Origin of the sequence: Pseudoalteromonas distincta (assembly GCF_005877035.1) — a bacterium.
In the GTDB taxonomy this organism is placed as follows: Bacteria; Pseudomonadota; Gammaproteobacteria; order Enterobacterales; family Alteromonadaceae; genus Pseudoalteromonas; species Pseudoalteromonas distincta.
The window spans coordinates 2320237-2342311 of record NZ_CP040558.1; the positions used below are offsets into that span (position 1 = coordinate 2320237).

Sequence of the window (22075 nt, forward strand, 5' to 3'; positions counted from 1 at the left end):
GAAAGAAAAAATCAAACAATCAGGTCTTAATCGATATGGCAGAGAAACAAAAGCGTTATGAAGCCTTGGTCCACGTTTACAATAAAGAGCTTTATCGCTTTGCTTATTGGTTATGCCGTGATCCACACATAGCAGATGATTTAGTACAGGAGACGTTTTTACGCGCATGGCGTTCACTCGACTCTTTACTTGATCAAAAAGCAGCTAAACCCTGGCTGCTTACTATATTACGAAGAGAAAACGCACGCCGATTTGAACGTAAACAGTTTGATTACAGCGACGTAGAAAACGATACGCTTGTTGATGAAACCAGCCATTCATTAGACGATGAAATGGAACAAACGGTAATTCAACGCCAGATTGCACTGCTATCTGATGAATACCGAGAACCATTATTACTGCAAGTTGTAATGGGCTGCTCTGGTGAAGAGATTGCAGGCATACTTAATTTAAATAAAAACACGGTAATGACTCGTTTATACCGTGCCAGAAATCAACTAAAAGAGGCTTTAAGCCGTGATGATGAACAACTTAAAGGGGCATCAAAATAATGGATGAACTTGAGTTTCGTCGCCGCACTATTGCGCAGCCAAACGACATTGACAAGGAGCTTATGGAGTTTGCTGACAATAACCCAGAGCGACAAAGTTTTATTAACGATATGAAAGATTTTGATAAATTCATTCAAGATTCTTTAGATATACCTGTGCCTGAAAATCTTGCAGACCGCATTCTTTTAAACACATCGTTAAAAGAAAAAGCACTCCAAGAAGAACAAGCAACTGGTAAAAACGTGGTTGATGCTCGATCGCGTTTTAAGTTTGATCGTGTACATCTTGCGTTAGCAGCGTCTTTTGTAGTGGCGATTAGTGCCTTCTTTTTTAGTACAGAGCAAAATATTGCACACGAAGCGGGTGAGCATGCGCTTGCCCATGTGTACTACGAAATTAATGCGCTTGATAAAAAAGAGCCCATTAGCCTGCAAAGCGTCAACGACAAGCTTGCAGTATTAGGTGGTCATCTTGATGAACTTCCTGGCGCTGTAACTTATGCCATGTTTTGTGATTTTAAAGGCGAAAAAGGTCTGCATTTAATATTTGAGTCTGACTTTGGTCCTATGACGGTATTTATAGTGCCTTCTGAAAATAAATCATTCGGTTTTGGGGATGACAACTTCCGTGATGAACGCTTTGAAGGTCACATTAATCGTGGCTCACAAGCTGATACTATTTTAGTGGCAAGTCTTGGAGCACCTCTAGATACATATAACGAACGCGTTACTGGCGCAATTCGTTGGCTTTAAAATAGACAAATTTACCGCTTAGTTTCTACTGAGCGGTTTTTTTATTAAACACCCTCTAATAAACCCTCCCTTTTATACCCAAAACCTCTGATTTTTAAAGTAATTAATTAAATTCCTAAAGAAAGTAAATTATAATCGCGGCTCGATTTTAATTAGGGAATTTCATGAAGAACATCATCGTTATTTTTTCATTATTGGCATTATTATGTACTGCCAGTTTTGATGCACACGCACGTAAAAAGTTTGGCAGTAGTAAACGCGGACAGACACCTGCAACACAACAAACAGCGCAAAAACAACAAACAGATACAACAACACCTAACGCTACACCTAAAGCCACATCAAATAAAAAAGGCATTATGGCAGGCGTTTTTGGAGGGCTTTTAGCGGGTGGCTTAATTGCAGCAATGTTAGGCGACGATTTTGAAGGTTTTCAGCTATTAGAAATGATTTTATTAGCTGGCGGACTCTTTATTTTATTTAAGCTAGTAACGGGCTTTTTACGTGCTAATCGTGCCCCACAACTTGCCAGTGCAAATACAAGTGCTCAGCAAAATGCTTTTAAACAAGCACCTATCGAGCAACCAACAAGTACAGGCTTTGCAAGCAATGCACCACAAGGTGAAAGTGTGCCTTTTAATTTACCACCTAACTTTGACGTTAATGGCTTTTTGCAAGGTGCCCGTAGTCATTACCATACGCTACAAACTGCATGGAACAATGCCGATTACACCACTATGGCTGAATACTTAAGCCCTGCACTTGTTGCCGAGTTTAAAGCTGAACGTGAAGCTATACAAAGCGTAGAAACAGAAGTGATGTTTATTGATGCCGAACTTGTGCGCGCAGATACAAACGCGCAATCGTGGCAGGTTAGTGTTCGCTTTAAAGGTAAGTACCGTGATTTAGGCGATAAAAAAGAAGAGCCTATTTTAGAAATTTGGCACTTAGAGCGTCTAATTTCAGACGACGCTCCATGGCTAATAGTGGGTGTTGAAGATTTAATTGATACTCAATAATTTTGTATTGTTTAAAGCACCGCGCTTTTAGCGCGGTGTTTTTTTATTTAAAAAACAATTGATTTACCACGTCCTGATGCTTCAGAAGCGGCATCTAATTGGCCCTCTTTATTAATAATAACGTGTAAGTCACCAAAGTGGTTCTCATCTATGGTGTAACCCATTTTTGTAAGCTCTGCTTTTACGCTATCGGTTAAACCTATGTGTGTTCTAATTATATTTTTAGGCCACAGTTGATGATGAAAACGAGGGCTATTTACAACCTGCTCTGCAGTCATATCAAACTCTACCGCATTTAAAATAGATTCGTACACAGAGCTAATAATGGTTGTGCCACCAGGCGAGCCTGTCACCATTTTAACGGTGTTGTCTTTAAGGAGTATTGTAGGCGTCATAGAGCTAAGCATACGCTTGTGCGGCTGTATTTCGTTAGCTTTACCGCCTATTGCACCAAACACATTCATAACGCCTGGTTTGGCGCTAAAGTCGTCCATTTCATCATTTAAAATAAATCCCGCACCTTCAACAACTACACCGCTACCAAACCCTAAGTTTATTGTGGTGGTATTTGCGACAGCGTTACCCATTTTATCAACGATTGAAAAGTGTGTAGTTTGCTCACTTTCTTTAAGGCCCGGTTTAATATTTTCGGTAGTAGAGATGGCGGTTAACGAAATGCCATTACTGCGCTCTTTGAGGTAGTTAATATTAGTTAATGCGTTGACTGGTACATCAAAAAAATCAGGATCGCCTAAATACTCCGCCCTATCTGCAAATACACGTTTACCTATTTCAGAAAGTAAGTGTACATACTGAGTAGAGTTATGCGCTAAGCCCGCATCTGGTTTTTGTAACTCATACATTTTAAGCCACTGTAAAATAGCAATACCACCTGAACTCGGCGGTGGAGAAGTAAGTACTTCATAATCATTCCAACTCGCTTTAATAGGTGTACGTGATTTAGCGGTGTAACCTTTTAAATCATCTTGATTAATTATACCGCCATGTTGGTGCATAAATTTAGCAATAATATTTGCAGTTTCGCCTTTATAAAACCCATCTTGGCCGTTATCACGGATACGCTTTAGCGTTGCCGCTAACTCGGGTTGCTTAAATACTTTATTAGCTTTTACATCAGCAAAGTATTTTTCGAAGTTTACATTTATTTTTTGCTCTTTTAGATGGGCTATATAATTGCTCACACCTTTTGCTAACTTAGGCGGAACTACAAACCCTTGCTCAGCCAACGTTACAGCAGGCTGTACTAGTGCTTCCCATTTTAAAGTGCCATGTTTTTGATGGGCAAGCCACATACCCGCTACACTGCCAGGTACACCGCTTGCATGAATACCATATATTGATTTGTTTGCAATAACATTGCCTTGCTCATCTAAATACATATCACGATGAGCCGCTGTTGGTGCTGTTTCGCGATAATCTATAAAATCGCCCTTGCCATCTTTTTGAATAAGCATAAATCCCCCGCCGCCAATATTGCCGGCTTCAGGAAGCGTTACTGCAAGTACAAATTGTGCCGTAATAGCCGCATCAACAGCATTACCACCTTGCTCTAATATACTTTTAGCAGCATCGGCACTGAACGAGTCAGGCATTGCTACCGCGCTTTGCGATGAAGGCTGCGCTAAAACACTAAAAGCAGCGAACTGTAAAACCAGCACACTTTTGACAATTAATTTACTTGGTGAAAAAAGCAATCCCATACAACATCCTTAATTTATTATTTTTTAGTTACGCATTCTTATTAATGCACGTCACTTAAGGACAGGTCAATATTTATACTGTTGATATTTAATCATCTTTAAACACTTTTTGAATAAAGCACCGCAGGTAAGCCGCCTTGCTCGTCTGTATGTGTATAATTTTTTATAAATTGCAGACCTAGCTTTTTCATTATGTTTATAGAGGCCGTATTATCTTTTAGTGCCGTTGCACTTATCGCCTTAACGTCATCTTGCTTTATAAGTTCATCACATAATGCTAAAGCCGCCTCGGTTGCATAACCATGCCCCCAACTTGCTTGCTTAAAGCGCCAGCCTATTTCAATATCACTGTAGTTTGGTGCATCAGTAAAAAAGCACATAGGCCTTATTAATACCCAACCTATAAATCTATTAGTTTGCTTTATAGTGATACTCCACAGCCCCCAGCCTTTAAGCTCATTTCGATATGCGAGCATACGAGGCACTCCCTCATTTTTTATTTGCTCTAAAGAGGTAGGTTCACCTCGTGTTAAATACTGCATTACAGCTGGGTCTTGGTCGAGTTCAAATAATTGAGGCCAATCATGCTCATTCATTAATTTAAAATTTAATCGTTTTGTTACGGGGGCGTTCATTTTCATTGTTGTATAGTCTGCCTCGAATTAATTATCAGTCTCTAAAGGAGATAGCACATGAATAAATTAGCAGGTTTAGCTTTATTAGGCACTTTAATTACATTAACTGGTTGTGAAGATGCCAACGAAGTAAAAGAAGATGCAAAAGATAAAAGCGCACAAATGCAAGAAAAGCTTGGTGATGCATGGAACGACGTTAAAGAGACAACTAACGATCTTAAAAATGACGAGTCTTTAAACGAGCTATTAGAGCAAAGTAAAGCAATGGGCTTAGACATGTACGACGACGGCAAAGAGATTGCGGTTGACGCATGGATTAAAAGCAAAGAAGCTGCTGGCGAGTTAACTGAAAAAACTAAGCAAAAAGCGCAAGAAATTGCAGACGAAATTGAGCAAGCGCGTCAAGAACATAACGAAGGTTAATTAAACTTTCGATAATAAAAAAGGAAAGCCTCGGCTTTCCTTTTTTGTTTTGGGCTATTTAGCCCAGTTATGCGTTTGCATATAGGGCTTATAAGCTCAAATTAACCTTTGTACTTACTCATAACTAAAGTCGCGTTTGTGCCACCAAAGCCAAAGCTATTAGACATTACAGTATTTAACTCAACATCACGACGCTCAGTAATAATATCTAAACCTGTCGCTTGCTCATCTAGCTCATCAATATTAATTGAAGGTGCTACAAAGCTGTGCTCTAGCATTAATAATGAGAAGATAGCTTCGTGAACACCTGCAGCACCTAGGGCATGCCCAGTCATTGCTTTAGTTGCACTGATCATTGGTGATTTGCCACCAAACACTTCTTGTATCGCACCTAACTCTTTAACATCGCCTACAGGCGTTGATGTGCCGTGCGTATTTAAGTAATCAATACTGTCTACATCTTGCATAGCTTGGCGCATACAACGTGCTGCACCTTCGCCAGATGGAGCAACCATGTCGTAGCCATCTGATGTTGCACCGTAGCCAACAATTTCAGCGTAAATGTGCGCGCCACGTGCAAGTGCATGTTCAAGTTCTTCAACTACAACAATACCGCCGCCGCCAGAAATAACAAAACCATCGCGATTAGCATCGTATGTACGAGATGCTTTTTCAGGTGTTTCATTGTATTTAGTAGAAAGTGCGCCCATAGCGTCAAATTCCATTGCCAATGTCCAGTGTAGCTCTTCACCACCACCAGCAAACACAACGTCTTGCTTGCCAAGTTGAATTTGTTCTACGGCATTACCAATACAATGCGCAGATGTTGCACACGCAGAGCTAATTGAATAGTTAACACCTTTAATTTTAAATGGTGTTGCTAAACAAGCAGATGTAGTGCTCGCCATAGTGCGTGGCACCATATAAGGCCCTACACGTTTTACGCCTTTTTCACGTAAAATATCAGCAGCTTCTACTTGCCATTTAGACGAACCACCGCCAGAGCCAACAATAATACCCGTGCGCTCATTTGATACTTGGTCGTCAGACAAACCTGAGTCTTCAATTGCTTGCGTCATTGAAATATAAGAGTAAGCAGCAGCATCTCCCATAAAGCGCATTGCTTTGCGGTCAACGTGTGCTTTAACGTCAATATCAATTTTACCCGATACGTTACTACGTAACTTATAATCGGCAAATTCTTGATTAAAAGCGATGCCGCTTTTGCCCGTTTTTAACGATTCTAATACTTCTTCTTTGTTGTTACCTATACTTGATACAACACCGATACCTGTAATTACAGCTCTTCTCATGGGTAATTCCCTTAGCTTAATACTTAATTGCATTCTATTTTACGCGAATTTAATCACCTAAGTGGTCAGCTTTCTAGCGTACACTTGTACTCTGAACTGCTAGCTTATAAATAACGCCAGACTATTTCAAAGAAAACCCGTAAAATAATTAAAAAATATATCTATAAAATTAAAAAATCATGATCAAAAATGCACATATACACTTTAATAATTTAGGTACACCTTTCGCTAATGACTTCGGTGATATTTATTTTTCTAATGACGATGGCTTAGCTGAATCGCATTATGTGTATTATGAGCAAAATAATATAGATGCACGATTACAAAATCATGACCAGCCACATTTTGTTATTGCCGAAACCGGCTTTGGTACAGGTTTAAACTTTTTAAATACATGGCAACGCTTTACTGACCACCTTGCACGTCAACAAGTTCAAAATCAATTAGATAATGGTGTTAAACGCTTACACTTTATTTCATTTGAAAAATATCCTCTGCACATAGACGATTTAAACAAAGCACTACAGGCATGGCCATCATTAAGCGCCTTTAGTAACAAATTATCTAAACAATACCCAATTAATTTAGAAGGATGCCACAGACTCGAATTTGACAATGGACTTGTTGTTCTCGATTTATACTTTGGTGATGCACTTGAATCAATACAAGCAATGAGCTATCCGCAAACAGGAATTGTTGACGCTTGGTATTTAGATGGTTTTGCGCCAAGTAAAAACCCCGAAATGTGGCAGCAAAGTTTATTTAATTCTATGGTCAATATATCAAGGGCAAGTGCAACCTTATCAACATTTACTTCAGCAGGTTTTGTTCGCCGTGGATTAATTGATGCAGGCTTTAATACTAAAAAAGCCAAAGGCTTTGGCCAAAAAAGAGATATGCTTGTTGGCCAACTAGATTGCGTAAATGATGCTCAATCAGCTCCTGCATATTTTCATCAAGATAGCAGCGCTTTAAAAAATGTAGCGGTCATTGGCGGCGGTATAGCCAGTAGCTGCATTTTATATAGTTTGGCTAAACGAGGCATAGCAAGCCAATTATTCTGCCAAGATGAAAAACCAGCTATGGGGGCATCGCACAATGTGCAAGGTGCTATCTACCCTCACCTACAAGCTAAAAATTCACCGCACAGTGAATTGTTCGCACATAGCTTTTTATACGCAAAGCGCCTATATAACAACTTACTTAGCAGTGGTTTTAATTTTGATTACGATTGGTGCGGCGTATTACAACACGCAGTAAAAAGGCCTCTGGCCGATAAACATGAAAACTTAGCACAAAAACAACTGTGGCCAACCCAGCTAATGCACAACGTAACCGCAGAGCAAGGCGACGAAATAGCCGGCGTAGAAACAGGTTATTCGGGCGTGTTTTTTGAGCAAGGCGGCTGGGTTAACCCTCCGCAATTAGTAAACGCCATGTTAAGCGCTGCAAATAGCATAAACCCATTTAAAAGCATATTTAACTGCAATATAAAACAGCTTAAAAAAACTGACAGCGGTTGGTTTTTATTAACGAATGATGAGCAGTTAGGTCATTTTAGTGATGTAATTATTTGTGCAGGCGAGCACAGTGATGCATTTGAGCAAACAAAAGCGCTACCAATAGTAGGCGTACGCGGGCAAGTTTCACATATTGAGGCAAGTGAGCAATCACGCAAACTTAAAACAGTGCTATGCCATAAAGGGTATTTTACCCCAGCCTATTTAGATCATCACTGTATGGGAGCCACGTTTGAAAAAAATACCAAAAGCCGTCAAGTTACAGCGCTCGACAATCAGTTAAACCAAGAGCAACTACTTAGCTTTTATCAGCAAAGTGAATTTGCCTCAACCCTTGGCAATATTACCTCGGCAAAAGCAGCTGTACGATGCACATTTATAGATCACCTACCAATGGCAGGGCAATGGTGCGAACAAAGTGATTACACTATGGCTTTTGCTAACCTACGTTTAGGTAAACGCTATCAATATGAAAAACTTAATAAGCCACAACAAGGCCTACATATTTTTACCGGCTTTGGCGCCCGCGCTTTATGTAGCGCACCGCTAAGTGCAGAACATCTCGTAAGCTGTTTAAATAACGAGCCTCGCCCATTAAGCGAACGTGTAAGCCAAGCTATTCACCCTGCTCGGTTTATAGTACGAGATTTAATTCGTAATAAAATTTAAATGACAAAGGTGCTTATTGAGGTAAAATGAGTACCAATAAATGGAATTTATTATTTAAAGGACTTTAATGAAAACTTTAGCATTTTTAATAATACTGCTATGCACTCTATCGTTTAATGTACTTAGCCAAAACGTCACTGAAATCCCACTTCCTGAAGAGTTTGTTACAACAATGGATGTAGCCGGCGAATATCCAATGGTTCGCACTGGTTATTTAACAGATTCAATTTCTGATATCGCTCGCTTTTATCAGCAAAAATTAGGAGAGCCGTTAAAAACAAACTGCAATAATACATATCGCACTTTGTTTTATAATTACCAAGAACATAAGGTTCGTATTAGTCTATATCGCCGTAGTTATGTGACCGAAGTGAGTATAATGGTTGAATAAAAAGTTCTAAAAAACACGCCAAAAGCAGCTAATTTTAATACTCAGTTAAGTATTGAATTTTAATTAAAGTATTTTTTGAAATTAGCTCATTTAAACTCTTTTTTACCCTTTAAAAATTATCCCCTACCCCAAGGTCTGTTTGTAAGCACATTACTTTTACTATTTATTGGAAGGAGTTAATTATGAGTAAGACCCTAATTATTGGCGCAAGCGGACAAATAGGTAAAATGGCAACTGAGCTACTTTTAGAAAATGAGCAAAACGTTGTGGCATTAGTGCGCGACAAGAATAAGCTAAGTGATTTAAACAGCTCTTTTTTAACTATTGTTGAGCAAGATCTTGAAGGCGATTTTGGTGATGCAATGAAAGGCTGTGACCAAGTGATTTTTGCTGCAGGTTCTGGCGGAAGTACGGGCGATGATAAAACTGTACTTATTGATTTATGGGCTGCAACTAAAGCAGCTACCTTTGCTAAAGAACATGGCGTTAAACACTTTATTATGGTCAGCTCAATCGGTGCAGACGACCCAGATTCGATTCAAGGTGATTTAAAACCTTACTTAGTTGCTAAGCACATGGCTGACGAGCACTTAATCAATAGTGGTTTAAATTACACCATTGTTCGCCCTGGTACACTGACTGATGATAGCGCTTCAATGCAAGTAACGACGCAGCGACCAAGTGATCGTTCTGAGGCTAAAATTAGCCGCGAAAACGTAGCCAATGCATTATTACATATTGCGACTAACTCATTTATTAGTAACCGCATTTTTGAGTTGTTTGATGGCGACAAACCAATTAAAGCCGCTGTTAAATAAGCTTTAATACCAATTTAATTAAACGTATGAACAATTATTGCAGGTTAGTATAGTTCATGGATAAGGCAAAAAATTACAGTGTAGTCGCTCTATATCAGTAACTTTTTGGCGCAATGAATTATTTAATCCGCTTAAGTGATTTATGTTTAATAAAATTAAATTTACTCCACTAATTAAATTAGTGGAGTAATATTTTAATACCTTGCCAACCGAGCTGTAGCGTTAATAACGTTAAAACGACTCTAAAAATACGCTTAAATTTATCCCCAGACATACTTTTAAGTAATTTAATTCCAAACCAAGTACCTACAGCACCACTTATTACCATAGCAATTACAAGCGGCATCCATTGCCAAAAGCTGAAGCCAACAGCACCATAAATTACCGCTTTTAATAAATGCTGCACACTCATAATGCTCGAAAACGTTGCCGTAAATTTTAACTTTTCGTAATTATTTATATATAAACAGCTACCAACTAATGGCCCGCTTGCCCCCACAAACATAGAAACAAAAGTCGTTATGCCACCGGCGACCATACGCCATAGCTTAGAGGTTAGTTTTACTGGCGGCGTTTTACCCCACAGTAAATAAATAACAAAAATAGCGACCACTAACTTCATAGCATCAAGCGATATATCATCAATAACAAAACTTGATAACCCCGCCCCTACTAAGCCGCCTAACGCAAAATATACAAACATGCTTTTATCAATATGCTTAAAGCTGAGTAAAAACCTATTTGCATTAGAGCCAAGCTGTACTAAACCATGCACAGGCACAACAACTGCCATAGGCATAAACGACGCCATAACAACAAGCAACATTAGCCCGCCACCCGCACCAAATGCAGCAGATATAAAAGAAGTAAAGCCAGCGGTGATCATCATTAATAGAAACAAAAATAAAGACATACTGTCGGGAAATAAAAAGTCCATAAAACTCCACTGCCTATTTAGGTACTTTAAAGTCGCAGTATTTTAAACAATAAAAGGTACAACATACACTTATAGCAAGCGTTATAAGCCTCTATTTCAGGCAATGTATTATGTTGCGTTGTTTTTGCACTTTGTTTGCACATTTAACAAATATTATACATTCAACTTCATTACCGGATATTTCTGATGAGAAAACTTAACGCACCAATTTTAGCACCGCTTGCAGTGTGCATACTTGCACTGAGTTTAGCTGCCTGTAACGGTAGCGATACTCAAAGTACCGTCGTAACTGAAACAACCACCGATGAGGGCACTACAACAGATACTTCAACCGATTTTGTTGTAGAAGTTGACCCTTTTAACTTTGAAAGCGATGCGCTCATTTCATCAATTACCACTCAAACATGTACGCTAAGTAATGGCGATGAAGCTTCATGCTACAAAATTGATATTGCCGGTGCGCCTTCAAATTACGAGATTGGTGTATTTTGCCCTCAAAATATCACCTCAACAGCTGACGAAGCCGGTATTTGGTTTGATGGTACCGGTGAGGTTTACGATATAACCGGAGACTTTATTTTAAATCTACCAACATTATATAACGATAGCCATTGGCAGCTATACGACGAAGGTACAGGCCTTGTAAATGTAACAGACACACAAGAATCGTGTGATGGTGCTGCACGTCCAAACGTAGAGGAGCAATACCAAAACCACTGCGTAGAATGCTCTATTGATTATGTTGATGGCGGTATATCAGAATCATTTTTAATACCAATAACGCCTGTTGCAACCACTCAAAATAGCAGTATTGGTAACGCTAATGTGGGTGTTGCTCTCAATGGTGTTGTACTTGCTGCACCCGCCCCTGTTGAGGCTATTTTAGGCGCATACACTATTGCAGCCTTTGATGATTGCGCAGGGCATATTAACTTAGTAGCAGGTTATCACTACCACGGTGAAGCTGGTTGTAGCCAAACACAAATCCAATCAGACGGTCATGCCGCCATGATGGGTTATGCACTCGATGGATTTGGTATATTTGGCATGCTTAACGAAGATGGATTAGAACCCACTGATTTAGACGAATGTAGAGGCCACACCGACGATACACGCGGTTACCACTACCATGCTGCCGATGTATCTGAAAACATGTTTATTGGTTGTTTTAAAGGTGCTACCGCAAGATAACTCGCATTCTGGCCAAATAATTAACTGAGATACTAATGAAAATATTTAACGTAATAAAAGCACTAACCACTGGCTTTTTACTTGCAACCTCATGCTCAGCGCTAAGTCATGCAGGCCACGGCTCAAAAGCGCCTTGGGAAGCATGTGAAGAAAAAGCCATTAATGAAGATTGCAGCTACACAAGCCATGATAAAAAAGCGACAGGCACATGCCAAGCAATGAACAAAGTACTTATGTGCGTTCGAAATAAACCACTTGAAACATTAATAGACAAAGCAACCCAACCAGCAAGTGATCAAAAGCAATCTGTAAAATCACTCGCTAAACGATAAAGTAACAGCTACACGCCAAAGCCTTAACGCTGTTTGTTAAGGCTTTTTTAATCGCAAATCATTAGAAAGCATACCCTTTATCTGTTAAGTTAGCTTTGTGTATCAAATAATAAAAATAAAATTCCAAAAATGGAATTACACAAGCAAGGTACTAACGTGAGCGCTACATTTAAAATTGTTTTTAATGGTCAGTTATATCAAAATACTGACCTTACCTCTGCCCAAGAACAACTCAGCCAACTTCTTAATATTCCTCATAATATTGCTGTTCAGTTATTTGATGGAAAAGCTTACGCTTTAAAAAAAGACTTATCGAGTATTGATGCTGTTAAAACAGAATCCTCACTTAAAAAGCTAGGATTAATTACTAAAGTAGAACCGCAACTCTCTACTGTAACCTCTCAATCTAAAAATAATCAAATAGCACTCACTGAGCACAACAAAAATACAGATAAACACATTAGTGAAAGTACTGACGGCAAAAGTATTTCAATACAAAACGAACGCCTAGATACAAACGAAGCCCCAAATACAGCTGCAGCTATTAAGCAAAGTTATAATAAATATAAATTACTGCGTAACACTTTAAAAAGCGCATTGTACTTTTGCTATTGCGCACTTTGTATTATTACCATAATGGGCGTAGTGATCAGCTTTAATGCACTTAAAAACAACTTTGGCATTCTAAATAATGGAACTACAAATAACACAACTACAAACAGCTTAAGTTACCAAAACTATAAACAATATTTGATTGATCAAAATAGCCTAAATCAACCAACACAAAAAGTAACAAACGAGCGAACAGCTAACCCTACACAGCAAAAAAGTAATGAATACTTTAGTCGCTTTTCATCACTAATAAATAGCTACGCGCAAAGTACAGGACAAACTGATATAAAAACGATGGGGGGTGATAAATTACAACAGCACCTACAAGAAATAGACGACCTAGGCCCTAAAAATGAATTTTGGCAGCAACTGATACAACTTTCAAAAGGCTTAGATAACGATAAGCATGTAATAGGGATGCTAAACAATACTGATCCCGCCAAAGTACAATGGATAAACGCGGTAGATTGGAGCAGCCAAAGCTATATTAGGCAACATCAAAACTCGCAAACTACAAACAACTCCCCTGTCACTACCTACGAGCCAAGTAACCCTATACTTAACCTAACGTTGTTAATAAGTATGCTGTCGTTATTTAGCCTGCTTGTGATTGCAATAAAAATGAAGCTACGCGCAATAAGACATTCTTAAACTTTATTTTATAAATTCCATAAAAAAACCCGCAAATTTGAATTAACAAATTTGCGGGTTTCTTATGGTTTTCGAATAACGAGTTCAAAAACCTTTATTGGTGGAGCTGGGGGGATTTGAACCCCCGTCCGAAAAGCCTCGACCGTCGGTACTACATGTTTAGTATTGTCATTTAATTAACCTTTAAGTCCCGGACAAACACGGTAAATAAAGGCGAGGCCGCTTAGTTTTAACGCTTCAACCCCGGCCAGGGTTTCCGTCGCGATCAGGTGTTAGGGTGACACTCCAAAATCCAGTCCACAAGAATACATGGAAGGAGCGCTAGCCAGCCTAAGCTGCTAGAGAGTAGTTATCGTCGTTTGCGATTACTTTAGGTTGCGGCTGTTTAACGAGGCAAACCGCACCTCGACATGCACCTTGGGCTTCTTGAATTCCGTCGAATCCTAATCAGCCCCTGAATTAGTAACTCAATTCAGAGCGTGCAAACAGTATAACTGAGTAAAGTACTGATACTCAAGGCCTAGTAACGCTTTATTTTAATTGCGTGCACTAACCGAGCATTAAGTAACCAAAATTTAGTTTATGCAAGCCCATATAAACATTTGCTTAACAATGTGTTTAACCTGTGTTCAAATAAGGAGTTAAGGTTTTTGTCATTTCTAAACCTTTAGTTGTAAAAAAACAAAAATAATAACAGGCATAGAGTAGGGAATTAATAAATGTCGGTTTTTTCATTTGATCAAAATACAGGGTTTGTCTCTTTAGTTAGTCACCCTATTGATAGTGGCTTTCCTGTTACGAGTACTCAGCTTACGCAAATGCTCGAACAATCTGAGTTTAGTGAGTACGAAGCTGTCATTGCCAATATTGGAAAGCTTTTTGCGCCAACTAAAAACTATCAGGAAGTATCACTTGTCGTTGCTAAAGCGGTAGATGCGTCGCTTGTCATTAATATTGATGAAAAAAACATGGTCGCAGAAGCAACATTAACTACCGCTAAAGGTGGTGCGCTTTTGTCTATGGAAGGTGCGCAAAAAGCGCTTGCTAATGCAGGTGTTAAAAAAGGAATAAGCCCACGCGCGCTTGATACCTTTTTAGGCCAGCAATTTGAAAAACCAGCAGGAAGCTCTTATAGCGCCATAATTGCACATGGGCGTAATCCTAAAAAAGGCAGCGACGCTAAATTTGTGCGTTTATGCTCAACAGCCCAAGACCGTGTGCTTAGCCCACAAGCTAAGGAAGGTGGTAAGGTTGATATGAAAAACCTTGGCGCTATTATCACCGTAAAACCTGGTACTCCCTTAATGCAGCGTATTGCCGCTACCCCTGGAGAAGATGGTTATACGGTATTTGGCGATTCAATTAGTGCAAAACCAGGTACAGATCACCAACTCCAGCCTTTCGAAGGTACAAAAGTAGATCCTAATAATCCTAATATGCTTATTGCCGACTGCAAAGGTGTGCCCGTTGCCCTACCCCGCGGTATGCGTGTAGATGACGTTTTGTGCTTTGATAACGTAGATGTAAGTACAGGCCACGTTGATTTTGATGGTAGCGTAATTATTACTGGCGATATTAAAGACGGCATGCGTGTAAAAGCCAATGGTGATATTACGGTACTGGGTTTTGTAGAATCAGGAGCTGTTGAAAGTAAAAGTGCGGTAACCATTATGCTTGGCGCAATTGGTAGAAAACGTGAAGGCGAGGAAGCATTTACATGCTCTATAACCGCTCAACGAACTATTTCTATTGGTTATGCTCAGTACTGCAATATTAAATCAGAACAAGATTTATTTATTGAACGCCAAGCTCTACATTGTGATTTAAGCGCTAGGCGATTAATACGTGTAGGCAAAGCAAACGATCCGCGAGGTAAAATTATTGGCGGTAATATTTTAGATGCTATGCGCATTGAAACGGGTGAGCTAGGCGCGCCAGCCGGTACTAAAACGCGCGTATTTTTAGCGCAACTCTGGTTTGAGCTTCGCCAAAAGCAAACACAAATAACCGATTTTGAAAAAGTACTTGCGACTAAAGTAACCGCTTTACAACAGGCTCGTGAAAAAGCGAGTAAAATTGCGGGGGCTGCTCAGCGCCAGCAATTCATGAATAAGATAACTGAAAATGAAAAGCATATAAAAATACGCTCTGCACATATTCATCGTCAAAAACTACTTATTAAGCAAAAAATAGTGCAATTACTTGCCAGTAGTCGTTTAAAAGTAAATGAATTAATGCACCCTGGTGTGGAGCTTAAAATAGCGAAAGATTCTAAACAATTTTCGCGTATTTACCCGCCCCACCTAGTTAAGCTAACTGAGGGTAAAATTACTCAGACGTTTTAGTTTCTTCGTTATTTTGTGTATCAGTTTCAACTTCGCCATTTGCGTCGCAATCATCAGTTGGCGCTAATGGCCAACCACCTAATTGCTGCCAGCGATTTACTATTAAGCAATAAAGCTCAGCTGTACGTTCTGTGTCGTAAAGCGCTGAGTGTGCTTGGCTGTTATCAAACTCGATACCTGCCGCTCTACATGCTTTTGCTAATACAGTTTGCCCTAACGCTAAACCCGCTAAAGATGTTGTATCAAAGCTTACGAACGGATGAAATGGCGTACGCTTAATGTTATTACGCTCTATTGCTGCATTTAAAAAGCCATGATCGAATGCGGCATTATGCGCCACAATAACTGAGCGTTGGCACCCAGCGGCCTTTTGCGCTTTGCGTACTACTTTACATATTTCTTTAATTACTTCGTCTTCAGGTACTGCGCCACGTAATGGTGAAAACGGGTCTATACCGTTAAAGTCGATGGCTGCTTGTTCTATATTAGCGCCTTCGAATGGCTGAACATGAAAATGAACAGTATGATCTATGCTGAGCAGTCCTTCGTCATCCATTTTTAAAACAGAAGCTGCTATTTCTAACAAGGCATCTGTCTCTTTGTTAAAACCTGCAGTTTCAACATCAATAACAACAGGAAAAAATCCACGAAAGCGTTTTGCGAAAGGTGTTTGCTCAGTATTTGCCATAGTCTTCTTTGTTTATACGTGTAAGCTAGCTATTATGTCAAAATTGATGCCCCCTAGGCTAGGGGATTTAAGTATTTATTGCTTTAAAATTGTAGGCACATAACTTGCTTTAACTTATAAGTTAGTTACGTAAAGAACAAACTAATCATTGCAGTCGTTAATTTGCCAAATTATTGGCATTCCCGGATAGCTGGAGAGCACCATGAAGTATAAGTTGTTATTTATTAGCCTTAGTATAAGTGCAGTGCTTTGCAGTACTCACTCGCAAGCTGCTATGCGCCAATACACAGCAACCCAAGACAACTCCAACTGGGAAGTCGTTAAAACAACGCGCTTACAATGCCAATTAAATCATGAAGTTCCTTATTATGGGGAAGCTATTTTTAAAGCTTCAGCAAGTAAAAATAAAAACTTAACGTTTAATTTAGATATGGTTGTACGCCCAGATAATTACGCAATTGCTGGTTTAAAAGCCGTGCCACCGTCTTGGCGAGCAGGCTTACCGGCCCGTGATATTGCAAATATGAAATTACTTAAAAAGTTTGATGGTGAGCTGGGTAATAAAACCGCATGGGAGATGCTTAGCGAGCTTGAAAAAGGCTACTACCCTACTTTTTATTATCAAGACTGGCAAAACAGTGCCGATAAAATTGCCGTTGGTATATCGAGTGTAAACTTTAAACAAGCTTACTGGGCTTTTTTACAATGCCGTGATGAGCTACTCCCTTACAGCTTTGAAGATATTTCGTTTACTGTAATGAACTATCAATCTAACAGCAGTAAATTAACTAAATCGTCGCAACAACGCCTTGATAAAATTGCTGAGTATTTAAAAAATGATGCAAGCATAGAGTCCATTAGTATTGACTCATACACTGATAGCTATGGCGGCCGCTGGAATAACTTAGATTTATCGCGCAAGCGCGCCAAAACTATAAAAGATTATATGGTGAGCTTGGGTGTCGATGAAGCAAAAGTGCAAACCACCGGCTTAGGCGAAAAACGCTTTGTTGATAATAACGATAACATTTTAGGCCGAGACAAAAACCGTCGTTTAATTATTCAAATAGAGAAAATGTAGTAAAACTAATTGTGTTTACTTTCTTTAGCTTTAAAAACTTATCATCAAATTGAAAAAATGCAGTAAAACTAATTTGCGCTTACTCTCTTTCGCTTTAAAAATTTATCACCAAATTGGAAAAAGCCTAGGCTAATTAAAATAATAACCGCACCAATTATTAGCTCCTGGCTTAATGGCTCATTGTTTAGCCAAGCTCCTAAGCCTAACGCAAAGCTAGGAGTTATGAGCGTAGTAAGTGATACCGTACTCGCATTTAGATTTTGCAGTACATGAAAATACGCCAAAGCCCCAACTAAAGATCCAAACACACCTAAATAACCAATTGCCCACAATGATTTTGCACTCCAGTTCTGTATATGCAACTGACCATCTAATAACCACCAAGCAATAAAAAAGAGTGGGGTTACAAAAACTAAGGCACCAAATGTTGTCGCCATAGGATGAATCGCAATCTGTACACGCTTGATCATCACACCACTTAAGCTAAAAAAGCAGACAGCCATAAACACATAAAGTAACCCGAGGCCTTGAGTTTGCGAGTTTTGTACTTGGTTATAACTAACAAAATATAAGCCGATTAAGGCGCACGCTAACGCCACTAATTTAATCGGGCTAAATTTAGGTTCATTTAATAACTGCTGAGCAAGCAACCCCGACAAGATAGGTGCAAGGCCAAACATAAGCGAAATAATACCCGAAGGGACTGTTTTAGCTGCCATATAGCTCAGTAACATACCGCCAAAAATACCTATACTCGAATAAAAATAAAGTAAGCACGCATTTTTGCTCCAAGGTACTCTAATGTTTGTTATGGCAACAATTAAACCACCTAAAAACAACCCCACCAGCATACGCATTAATACAGCAAGCGTTGGCGATACTGTTTCACTACTCCACACTATACCCAGTGGTGTAGTAGACCAAATGAGAACCATTAAAAAATACGATACTTTTACCGGCACATGCCAATCCTTAGCGTTTTATAACGCAATCCAACGTACATAAAATTATACCCTCACCACCCTATTTTAATACTTTTAAATGCATACAAGTCCTTAATAAATACAGTTGTAAATTGTAAGTTACATTTTAATACAGCTCTTTTATTACAAAACTATTTGAGATTTGAGTAACTAGTTATATCGTGCATGTATATTAATAATAATTAAGGTAATTAAGTGCTTAAAAATAAAACAACTGGAAGCATGTTAATTGTTGCAGGCACAACTATTGGTGCAGGTATGTTGGCATTGCCAATAGCATCTGCCGGGCTTGGGTTTAGTACTGCACTTGCATTAATAATTGCTAGCTGGTTACTAATGACCTACACCGCACTACTCATGCTAGAGCTACACCAATATGCACCACGCGATGCAACGTTAAATACGTTGGCTAAATTATGGCTTGGAAAGCGCGGACAATACATCGCGAATTTTTCGATGGTTTTTTTATTTTACGCTTTATGCGCTGCTTATATAGCAGGTGGTGGTGCACAACTTCAAGCGCGTATAAATATAGGCTTTGATGTAAATATAGCCCCACAGTTTGGCTCTGTGATCCTCGCTGTTATTATTGCAAGTGTGGTAACGCTGGGCACTAGCAAGGTAGATAAACTAAATAGAGTGTTATTTACAATAAAAATTATTGTATTAGCTAGTTTGTTTTACATGCTAACCCCTTATGTACAAGGTAAGCATTTATTAGAGATGCCTGTAGAGCAAGGGTTAATCCTTTCAGCTATACCGGTTATATTTACTTCGTTTGGCTTTCATGGCTCTATTCCTTCTATTGTTAAATATGTTGGTGTAGAAATAAAAGTACTGCGCAAAGTAATGATTGCTGGAGCCGCCCTGCCTTTAGTCATTTATATTTTTTGGCAACTACTTAGCCAAGGTATTATGAGCCAAGTTGACTTACTCAACAGCCAAGGCCTTAGTGGCTTTGTATCAAGCGTGGCAAGTATTGCGCATAACCCAGGTGTAGCAACGGCCGTTAAGTTATTTGCTGATTTAGCACTTGCGACATCATTTTTAGGGGTGAGTTTAGGGTTATTCGATTTTTTTGCTGATACATTTAAAAAAGGTGACAATAAAACAGACCGAATTAAAACGGCCTTAATTACGTTTATTCCGCCGCTTGGCTTTGCATTATTTTATCCTCAAGGCTTTATTATGGCTTTAGGTTACGCTGCAATAGCACTTGTCGTACTTGCAATATTTTTGCCCGTAGCAATGGTTTATAAACAGCGTACAACATCAAATAAAACAGGCTACAAAGTTAAAAGTGGGAATGTTGGGCTTGGTATAGCAGCTATATGTGGCATAACGATTATTGCTGCGCAGTTTATGCAAATGGCGGGGCTAATTCCTGCTATCGGTTAAAGCTTTTTTTTTAATTTAGATAATAAAAAAACCGCACATCATTAGATGTGCGGTTTTTTTTATATTAACTGCGTTTATTTACAAACGTCAGCTACAGCATTTGAAAAGTATTCAATATTTGACTGGCTAACACCTGCAACATTTACGCGGCTAGAACCAACAATGTAAATGCCGTATTCTTTTTGTAGGCGAGCAATTTGCTCTTTATTAATACCTAAGAAAGAAAACATACCGTTTTGGCGTTCAATAAATGAGAAGTCTTGCGCAATATCTTTAGTTGCTAAGCTTTCTTTAATTAAGCTACGTAAGCCATTTATGCGGCTACGCATTTCATCAAGCTCAGAGTGCCATAATTGTGTAAGCTCTGTACTGCTTAAAATAGTATTAACAATATCAGCACCATGCGCTGGCGGCATTGAGTAAATACTACGTACAACGCTTAGCATTACAGAGTTTGAAATATCTGCTGTTGCGCTATCTTTTGCAATTAGTGAACATGCACCAATACGCTCGCGGTATAAGCCAAAGTTTTTAGAACATGAAGAACAAATAATTAGCTCTTCTACTGCATCAGCTAAAATACGTAAGCCACGTGCATCTTCTTCAAGTGAAGCACCAAAGCCTTGGTATGCAATATCAACAAGTGGTGTAAAGCCAACTTCTTTTGCAAGTTCGGCAACTGTGTTCCACTGTGTTTCGTTTAAGTCCATACCGCTTGGGTTATGACAACATGCATGCACTAAAACCACATCACCTTTAGGCACTTGTTTAAGTGTATTGATCATTTCATCAAACAGTAAGTCTTTATTTTCGTAATCGTAATACGGGTATTCTTTTACTGTTAAGCCTGCAGCTTCAAACAAGCTAATATGGTTTGCCCATGTTGGGTTAGTTACCCATACTGTTGCATCTGCATTGCAACGCTTAATAAATTCAGCTGCAACGCGAAGTGCGCCCGTACCACCTGGCGCTTGCGCAGTACGTACGCGATTTGCTAGCAATGCTTGATGTTCGCCTAGTAGTAACTGCTCCATCTTTTGGCAGTAATCTAAGTTACCCGCTAAACCAATGTAAGATTTGCTCATTTCGTTTTCAAGACGAAACGCTTCAGCTTTTTTAACCGCTTTAAGAACCGGTGTATTGCCTTGCTCATCTTTGTAGACACCTACACCTAAATCAATTTTATTAGGGTTTGTATCTTGTTTATAGGCCGCCATAAGGCCAAGAATAGGATCTGTTGGTAATGGTTTTAATACTGAGAACATTGGCTATCTCTTATCGTTATTTAGGGGTTAGCTGTTAAGCTAAGCTTAACATAAAAGCACATCATGTTGACTAGCGTTATTTACACTAGAAAGTGAGGAATTTTAATACAACATGCAATTAAAACGGCAAGCGTCTTTTCATCAAAAAAATCATTTTTAAAGGCTTCAGCATCTACAATACCAACACATTCATTTTGTGTATTAAATAAAGGTAAGCAGGTTTCTGATTTAACTTTAGGATCGCATGTGTAGTATTCACCACCTTGTGATAAGTACTCTTCAACGTTATTAATAATACGGCCCTTGTGAGACAGCGCAACCTGTACGTTATTACTACCTGCCGCAAATGCTTGCGTTAAAGGGAACAACGGACGACTAGGCGCACCATGATAAGCCAATTTTAATAGTTGCTTACCTTCACTAGTATTAGTTGATTGATAAATACCATACCAATCAACACTTGTTTGTAGCTCAATGTAGCTCACAATACTTTGTAAATTAGCTAGCTTGAACTGGGTTTGCTCATCATTTTTAAGATAGTCAGTTAATTTGAATGGCTCATCTTGTAGGTAACCAAATAAACTACACGCACCGCCCTCGCCAAGCTCAGGTATTTGATACTCCCAACATACATCAGGCAAAGCTGTGTTTGCTAAATGTAGCTCAAGCTTTTCAAGCTCTGTTGAAATCAAAGCTGGATTAGCACTTAGTTGTGCTTTTTTTAGGTAAGAAGAAATCATTTGGCCATCCATACATCTAAAGTTTCGAGAATAATAGCAT

Annotated in this window: 21 protein-coding genes and 1 other RNA gene; 13 read left to right on the plus strand and 9 right to left on the minus strand. The window is 39.1% G+C overall.

Going from position 1 to position 22075, the window contains the following annotated elements; all coding sequences use genetic code 11:
* The first annotated feature begins 35 nt into the window (after nucleotides 1–35).
* From FFU37_RS10355 to FFU37_RS10365, 3 genes are all read left to right on the plus strand, one after another.
* Complete coding sequence (locus FFU37_RS10355) at nucleotides 36–551, plus strand: sigma-70 family RNA polymerase sigma factor (protein ID WP_004335617.1); 516 nt, start codon at nucleotides 36–38, stop codon at nucleotides 549–551.
* On the plus strand, nucleotides 551–1303 hold the full coding sequence (locus tag FFU37_RS10360; protein ID WP_138489429.1) for a DUF3379 family protein: 753 nt from the start codon (nucleotides 551–553) through the stop codon (nucleotides 1301–1303). Before FFU37_RS10355 ends, FFU37_RS10360 begins: the two co-directional genes overlap by 1 nt.
* 164 nt (nucleotides 1304–1467) lie before the next feature.
* Entirely contained in the window at nucleotides 1468–2322 is an 855-nt protein-coding gene (locus tag FFU37_RS10365; protein ID WP_138489430.1) for a Tim44 domain-containing protein, read from the plus strand.
* Nucleotides 2323–2369: 47 nt separating this feature from the next.
* On the opposite strand, the gene ggt is transcribed toward FFU37_RS10365, so the two are convergent.
* On the minus strand, nucleotides 2370–4043 hold the full coding sequence (gene ggt / locus FFU37_RS10370) for a gamma-glutamyltransferase (protein WP_138489431.1): 1674 nt from the start codon (nucleotides 4041–4043) through the stop codon (nucleotides 2370–2372).
* 98 nt (nucleotides 4044–4141) lie between these two features.
* The gene (locus tag FFU37_RS10375) at nucleotides 4142–4684 is read right to left on the minus strand and encodes a GNAT family N-acetyltransferase (RefSeq protein ID WP_138489432.1); all 543 of its coding nucleotides are present in this window, start codon (nucleotides 4682–4684) and stop codon (nucleotides 4142–4144) included.
* Between the two features lie 51 nt (nucleotides 4685–4735).
* Between FFU37_RS10375 and FFU37_RS10380 the strand changes: the two genes are divergently transcribed.
* Nucleotides 4736–5101, plus strand: coding sequence for a hypothetical protein (locus FFU37_RS10380; protein WP_024596750.1), 366 nt, complete (start codon nucleotides 4736–4738; stop codon nucleotides 5099–5101).
* Nucleotides 5102–5202: 101 nt separating this feature from the next.
* Here the strand turns inward: FFU37_RS10380 and fabB are convergent, their stop codons facing one another.
* Nucleotides 5203–6414, minus strand: coding sequence for a beta-ketoacyl-ACP synthase I (fabB, locus tag FFU37_RS10385; protein WP_004335606.1), 1212 nt, complete (start codon nucleotides 6412–6414; stop codon nucleotides 5203–5205).
* 179 nt (nucleotides 6415–6593) lie between these two features.
* On the opposite strand from fabB, the gene mnmC reads away from it, so the two are divergent.
* The 3 genes from mnmC to FFU37_RS10400 all read left to right on the plus strand — a co-directional run bounded on the left by mnmC (nucleotide 6594) and on the right by FFU37_RS10400 (nucleotide 9812).
* On the plus strand, nucleotides 6594–8603 hold the full coding sequence (mnmC, locus tag FFU37_RS10390; RefSeq protein ID WP_138489433.1) for a bifunctional tRNA (5-methylaminomethyl-2-thiouridine)(34)-methyltransferase MnmC2/FAD-dependent 5-carboxymethylaminomethyl-2-thiouridine(34) oxidoreductase MnmC1: 2010 nt from the start codon (nucleotides 6594–6596) through the stop codon (nucleotides 8601–8603).
* Nucleotides 8604–8670: 67 nt separating this feature from the next.
* Entirely contained in the window at nucleotides 8671–8994 is a 324-nt protein-coding gene (locus FFU37_RS10395; protein WP_138489434.1) for a hypothetical protein, read from the plus strand.
* Between the two features lie 182 nt (nucleotides 8995–9176).
* Nucleotides 9177–9812 carry an SDR family oxidoreductase gene (locus tag FFU37_RS10400; RefSeq protein ID WP_138489435.1) on the plus strand — a complete coding sequence of 212 codons (636 nt, stop codon included), beginning with the start codon at nucleotides 9177–9179 and terminating at the stop codon, nucleotides 9810–9812.
* Between the two features lie 178 nt (nucleotides 9813–9990).
* Here the strand turns inward: FFU37_RS10400 and FFU37_RS10405 are convergent, their stop codons facing one another.
* Nucleotides 9991–10749 carry a sulfite exporter TauE/SafE family protein gene (locus FFU37_RS10405; RefSeq protein ID WP_138489436.1) on the minus strand — a complete coding sequence of 253 codons (759 nt, stop codon included), beginning with the start codon at nucleotides 10747–10749 and terminating at the stop codon, nucleotides 9991–9993.
* A 186-nt stretch (nucleotides 10750–10935) separates the two neighbouring features.
* On the opposite strand from FFU37_RS10405, the gene FFU37_RS10410 reads away from it, so the two are divergent.
* The 3 genes from FFU37_RS10410 (at nucleotide 10936) to FFU37_RS10420 (ending at nucleotide 13535) form a co-directional block, all read left to right on the plus strand.
* A complete protein-coding gene (locus FFU37_RS10410; RefSeq protein WP_138489437.1) occupies nucleotides 10936–11940 on the plus strand; it encodes a YHYH protein in 1005 nt (334 codons plus the stop codon).
* 35 nt (nucleotides 11941–11975) lie between these two features.
* On the plus strand, nucleotides 11976–12272 hold the full coding sequence (locus FFU37_RS10415; protein WP_138489438.1) for a hypothetical protein: 297 nt from the start codon (nucleotides 11976–11978) through the stop codon (nucleotides 12270–12272).
* A gap of 156 nt (nucleotides 12273–12428) precedes the next feature.
* Nucleotides 12429–13535 carry a hypothetical protein gene (locus FFU37_RS10420; protein ID WP_239022701.1) on the plus strand — a complete coding sequence of 369 codons (1107 nt, stop codon included), beginning with the start codon at nucleotides 12429–12431 and terminating at the stop codon, nucleotides 13533–13535.
* Nucleotides 13536–13633: 98 nt separating this feature from the next.
* Here the strand turns inward: FFU37_RS10420 and ssrA are convergent.
* Nucleotides 13634–13990: a transfer-messenger RNA gene (gene ssrA, locus FFU37_RS10425) on the minus strand.
* 264 nt (nucleotides 13991–14254) lie between these two features.
* Between ssrA and FFU37_RS10430 the strand changes: the two genes are divergently transcribed.
* Complete coding sequence (locus FFU37_RS10430) at nucleotides 14255–15880, plus strand: flagellar assembly protein A (RefSeq protein ID WP_039489206.1); 1626 nt, start codon at nucleotides 14255–14257, stop codon at nucleotides 15878–15880.
* On the opposite strand, the gene rnt is transcribed toward FFU37_RS10430, so the two are convergent.
* Nucleotides 15864–16568, minus strand: a complete 705-nt coding sequence (gene rnt, locus FFU37_RS10435) for a ribonuclease T (RefSeq protein WP_138489440.1) — start codon at nucleotides 16566–16568, stop codon at nucleotides 15864–15866. The genes FFU37_RS10430 and rnt overlap by 17 nt on opposite strands.
* A gap of 202 nt (nucleotides 16569–16770) precedes the next feature.
* On the opposite strand from rnt, the gene FFU37_RS10440 reads away from it, so the two are divergent.
* A complete protein-coding gene (locus FFU37_RS10440) occupies nucleotides 16771–17649 on the plus strand; it encodes a flagellar protein MotY (RefSeq protein WP_024595663.1) in 879 nt (292 codons plus the stop codon).
* A gap of 68 nt (nucleotides 17650–17717) precedes the next feature.
* On the opposite strand, the gene FFU37_RS10445 is transcribed toward FFU37_RS10440, so the two are convergent.
* Complete coding sequence (locus tag FFU37_RS10445) at nucleotides 17718–18611, minus strand: DMT family transporter (protein ID WP_138489441.1); 894 nt, start codon at nucleotides 18609–18611, stop codon at nucleotides 17718–17720.
* A gap of 216 nt (nucleotides 18612–18827) precedes the next feature.
* Between FFU37_RS10445 and FFU37_RS10450 the strand changes: the two genes are divergently transcribed.
* Entirely contained in the window at nucleotides 18828–20030 is a 1203-nt protein-coding gene (locus FFU37_RS10450) for an aromatic amino acid transport family protein (protein WP_138489442.1), read from the plus strand.
* 74 nt (nucleotides 20031–20104) lie between these two features.
* Here the strand turns inward: FFU37_RS10450 and FFU37_RS10455 are convergent, their stop codons facing one another.
* Both FFU37_RS10455 and FFU37_RS10460 read right to left on the minus strand, forming a co-directional pair.
* Nucleotides 20105–21295 carry an amino acid aminotransferase gene (locus FFU37_RS10455; RefSeq protein WP_002962951.1) on the minus strand — a complete coding sequence of 397 codons (1191 nt, stop codon included), beginning with the start codon at nucleotides 21293–21295 and terminating at the stop codon, nucleotides 20105–20107.
* An 80-nt stretch (nucleotides 21296–21375) separates the two neighbouring features.
* Complete coding sequence (locus tag FFU37_RS10460; protein WP_138489443.1) at nucleotides 21376–22035, minus strand: GAF domain-containing protein; 660 nt, start codon at nucleotides 22033–22035, stop codon at nucleotides 21376–21378.
* Nucleotides 22036–22075: the final 40 nt, after the last annotated feature.

Bases quoted from the DNA above. Each gene is read 5' to 3' on its own strand.
- FFU37_RS10415 (WP_138489438.1), top strand. From the start codon at position 11,976: ATGAAAATATTTAACGTAATAAAAGCACTAACCACTGGCTTTTTACTT.
- FFU37_RS10395 (WP_138489434.1), top strand. From the start codon at position 8,671: ATGAAAACTTTAGCATTTTTAATAATACTGCTATGCACTCTATCGTTT.
- FFU37_RS10360 (WP_138489429.1), top strand. From the start codon at position 551: ATGGATGAACTTGAGTTTCGTCGCCGCACTATTGCGCAGCCAAACGAC.
- FFU37_RS10400 (WP_138489435.1), top strand. From the start codon at position 9,177: ATGAGTAAGACCCTAATTATTGGCGCAAGCGGACAAATAGGTAAAATG.
- FFU37_RS10365 (WP_138489430.1), top strand. From the start codon at position 1,468: ATGAAGAACATCATCGTTATTTTTTCATTATTGGCATTATTATGTACT.
- FFU37_RS10410 (WP_138489437.1), top strand. From the start codon at position 10,936: ATGAGAAAACTTAACGCACCAATTTTAGCACCGCTTGCAGTGTGCATA.
- ggt (WP_138489431.1), bottom strand. From the start codon at position 4,043: ATGGGATTGCTTTTTTCACCAAGTAAATTAATTGTCAAAAGTGTGCTG.
- fabB (WP_004335606.1), bottom strand. From the start codon at position 6,414: ATGAGAAGAGCTGTAATTACAGGTATCGGTGTTGTATCAAGTATAGGT.
- FFU37_RS10355 (WP_004335617.1), top strand. From the start codon at position 36: ATGGCAGAGAAACAAAAGCGTTATGAAGCCTTGGTCCACGTTTACAAT.
- FFU37_RS10380 (WP_024596750.1), top strand. From the start codon at position 4,736: ATGAATAAATTAGCAGGTTTAGCTTTATTAGGCACTTTAATTACATTA.
- rnt (WP_138489440.1), bottom strand. From the start codon at position 16,568: ATGGCAAATACTGAGCAAACACCTTTCGCAAAACGCTTTCGTGGATTT.
- FFU37_RS10440 (WP_024595663.1), top strand. From the start codon at position 16,771: ATGAAGTATAAGTTGTTATTTATTAGCCTTAGTATAAGTGCAGTGCTT.
- FFU37_RS10430 (WP_039489206.1), top strand. From the start codon at position 14,255: ATGTCGGTTTTTTCATTTGATCAAAATACAGGGTTTGTCTCTTTAGTT.
- FFU37_RS10460 (WP_138489443.1), bottom strand. From the start codon at position 22,035: ATGATTTCTTCTTACCTAAAAAAAGCACAACTAAGTGCTAATCCAGCT.
- FFU37_RS10375 (WP_138489432.1), bottom strand. From the start codon at position 4,684: ATGAAAATGAACGCCCCCGTAACAAAACGATTAAATTTTAAATTAATG.
- mnmC (WP_138489433.1), top strand. From the start codon at position 6,594: ATGATCAAAAATGCACATATACACTTTAATAATTTAGGTACACCTTTC.
- FFU37_RS10455 (WP_002962951.1), bottom strand. From the start codon at position 21,295: ATGTTCTCAGTATTAAAACCATTACCAACAGATCCTATTCTTGGCCTT.
- FFU37_RS10405 (WP_138489436.1), bottom strand. From the start codon at position 10,749: ATGGACTTTTTATTTCCCGACAGTATGTCTTTATTTTTGTTTCTATTA.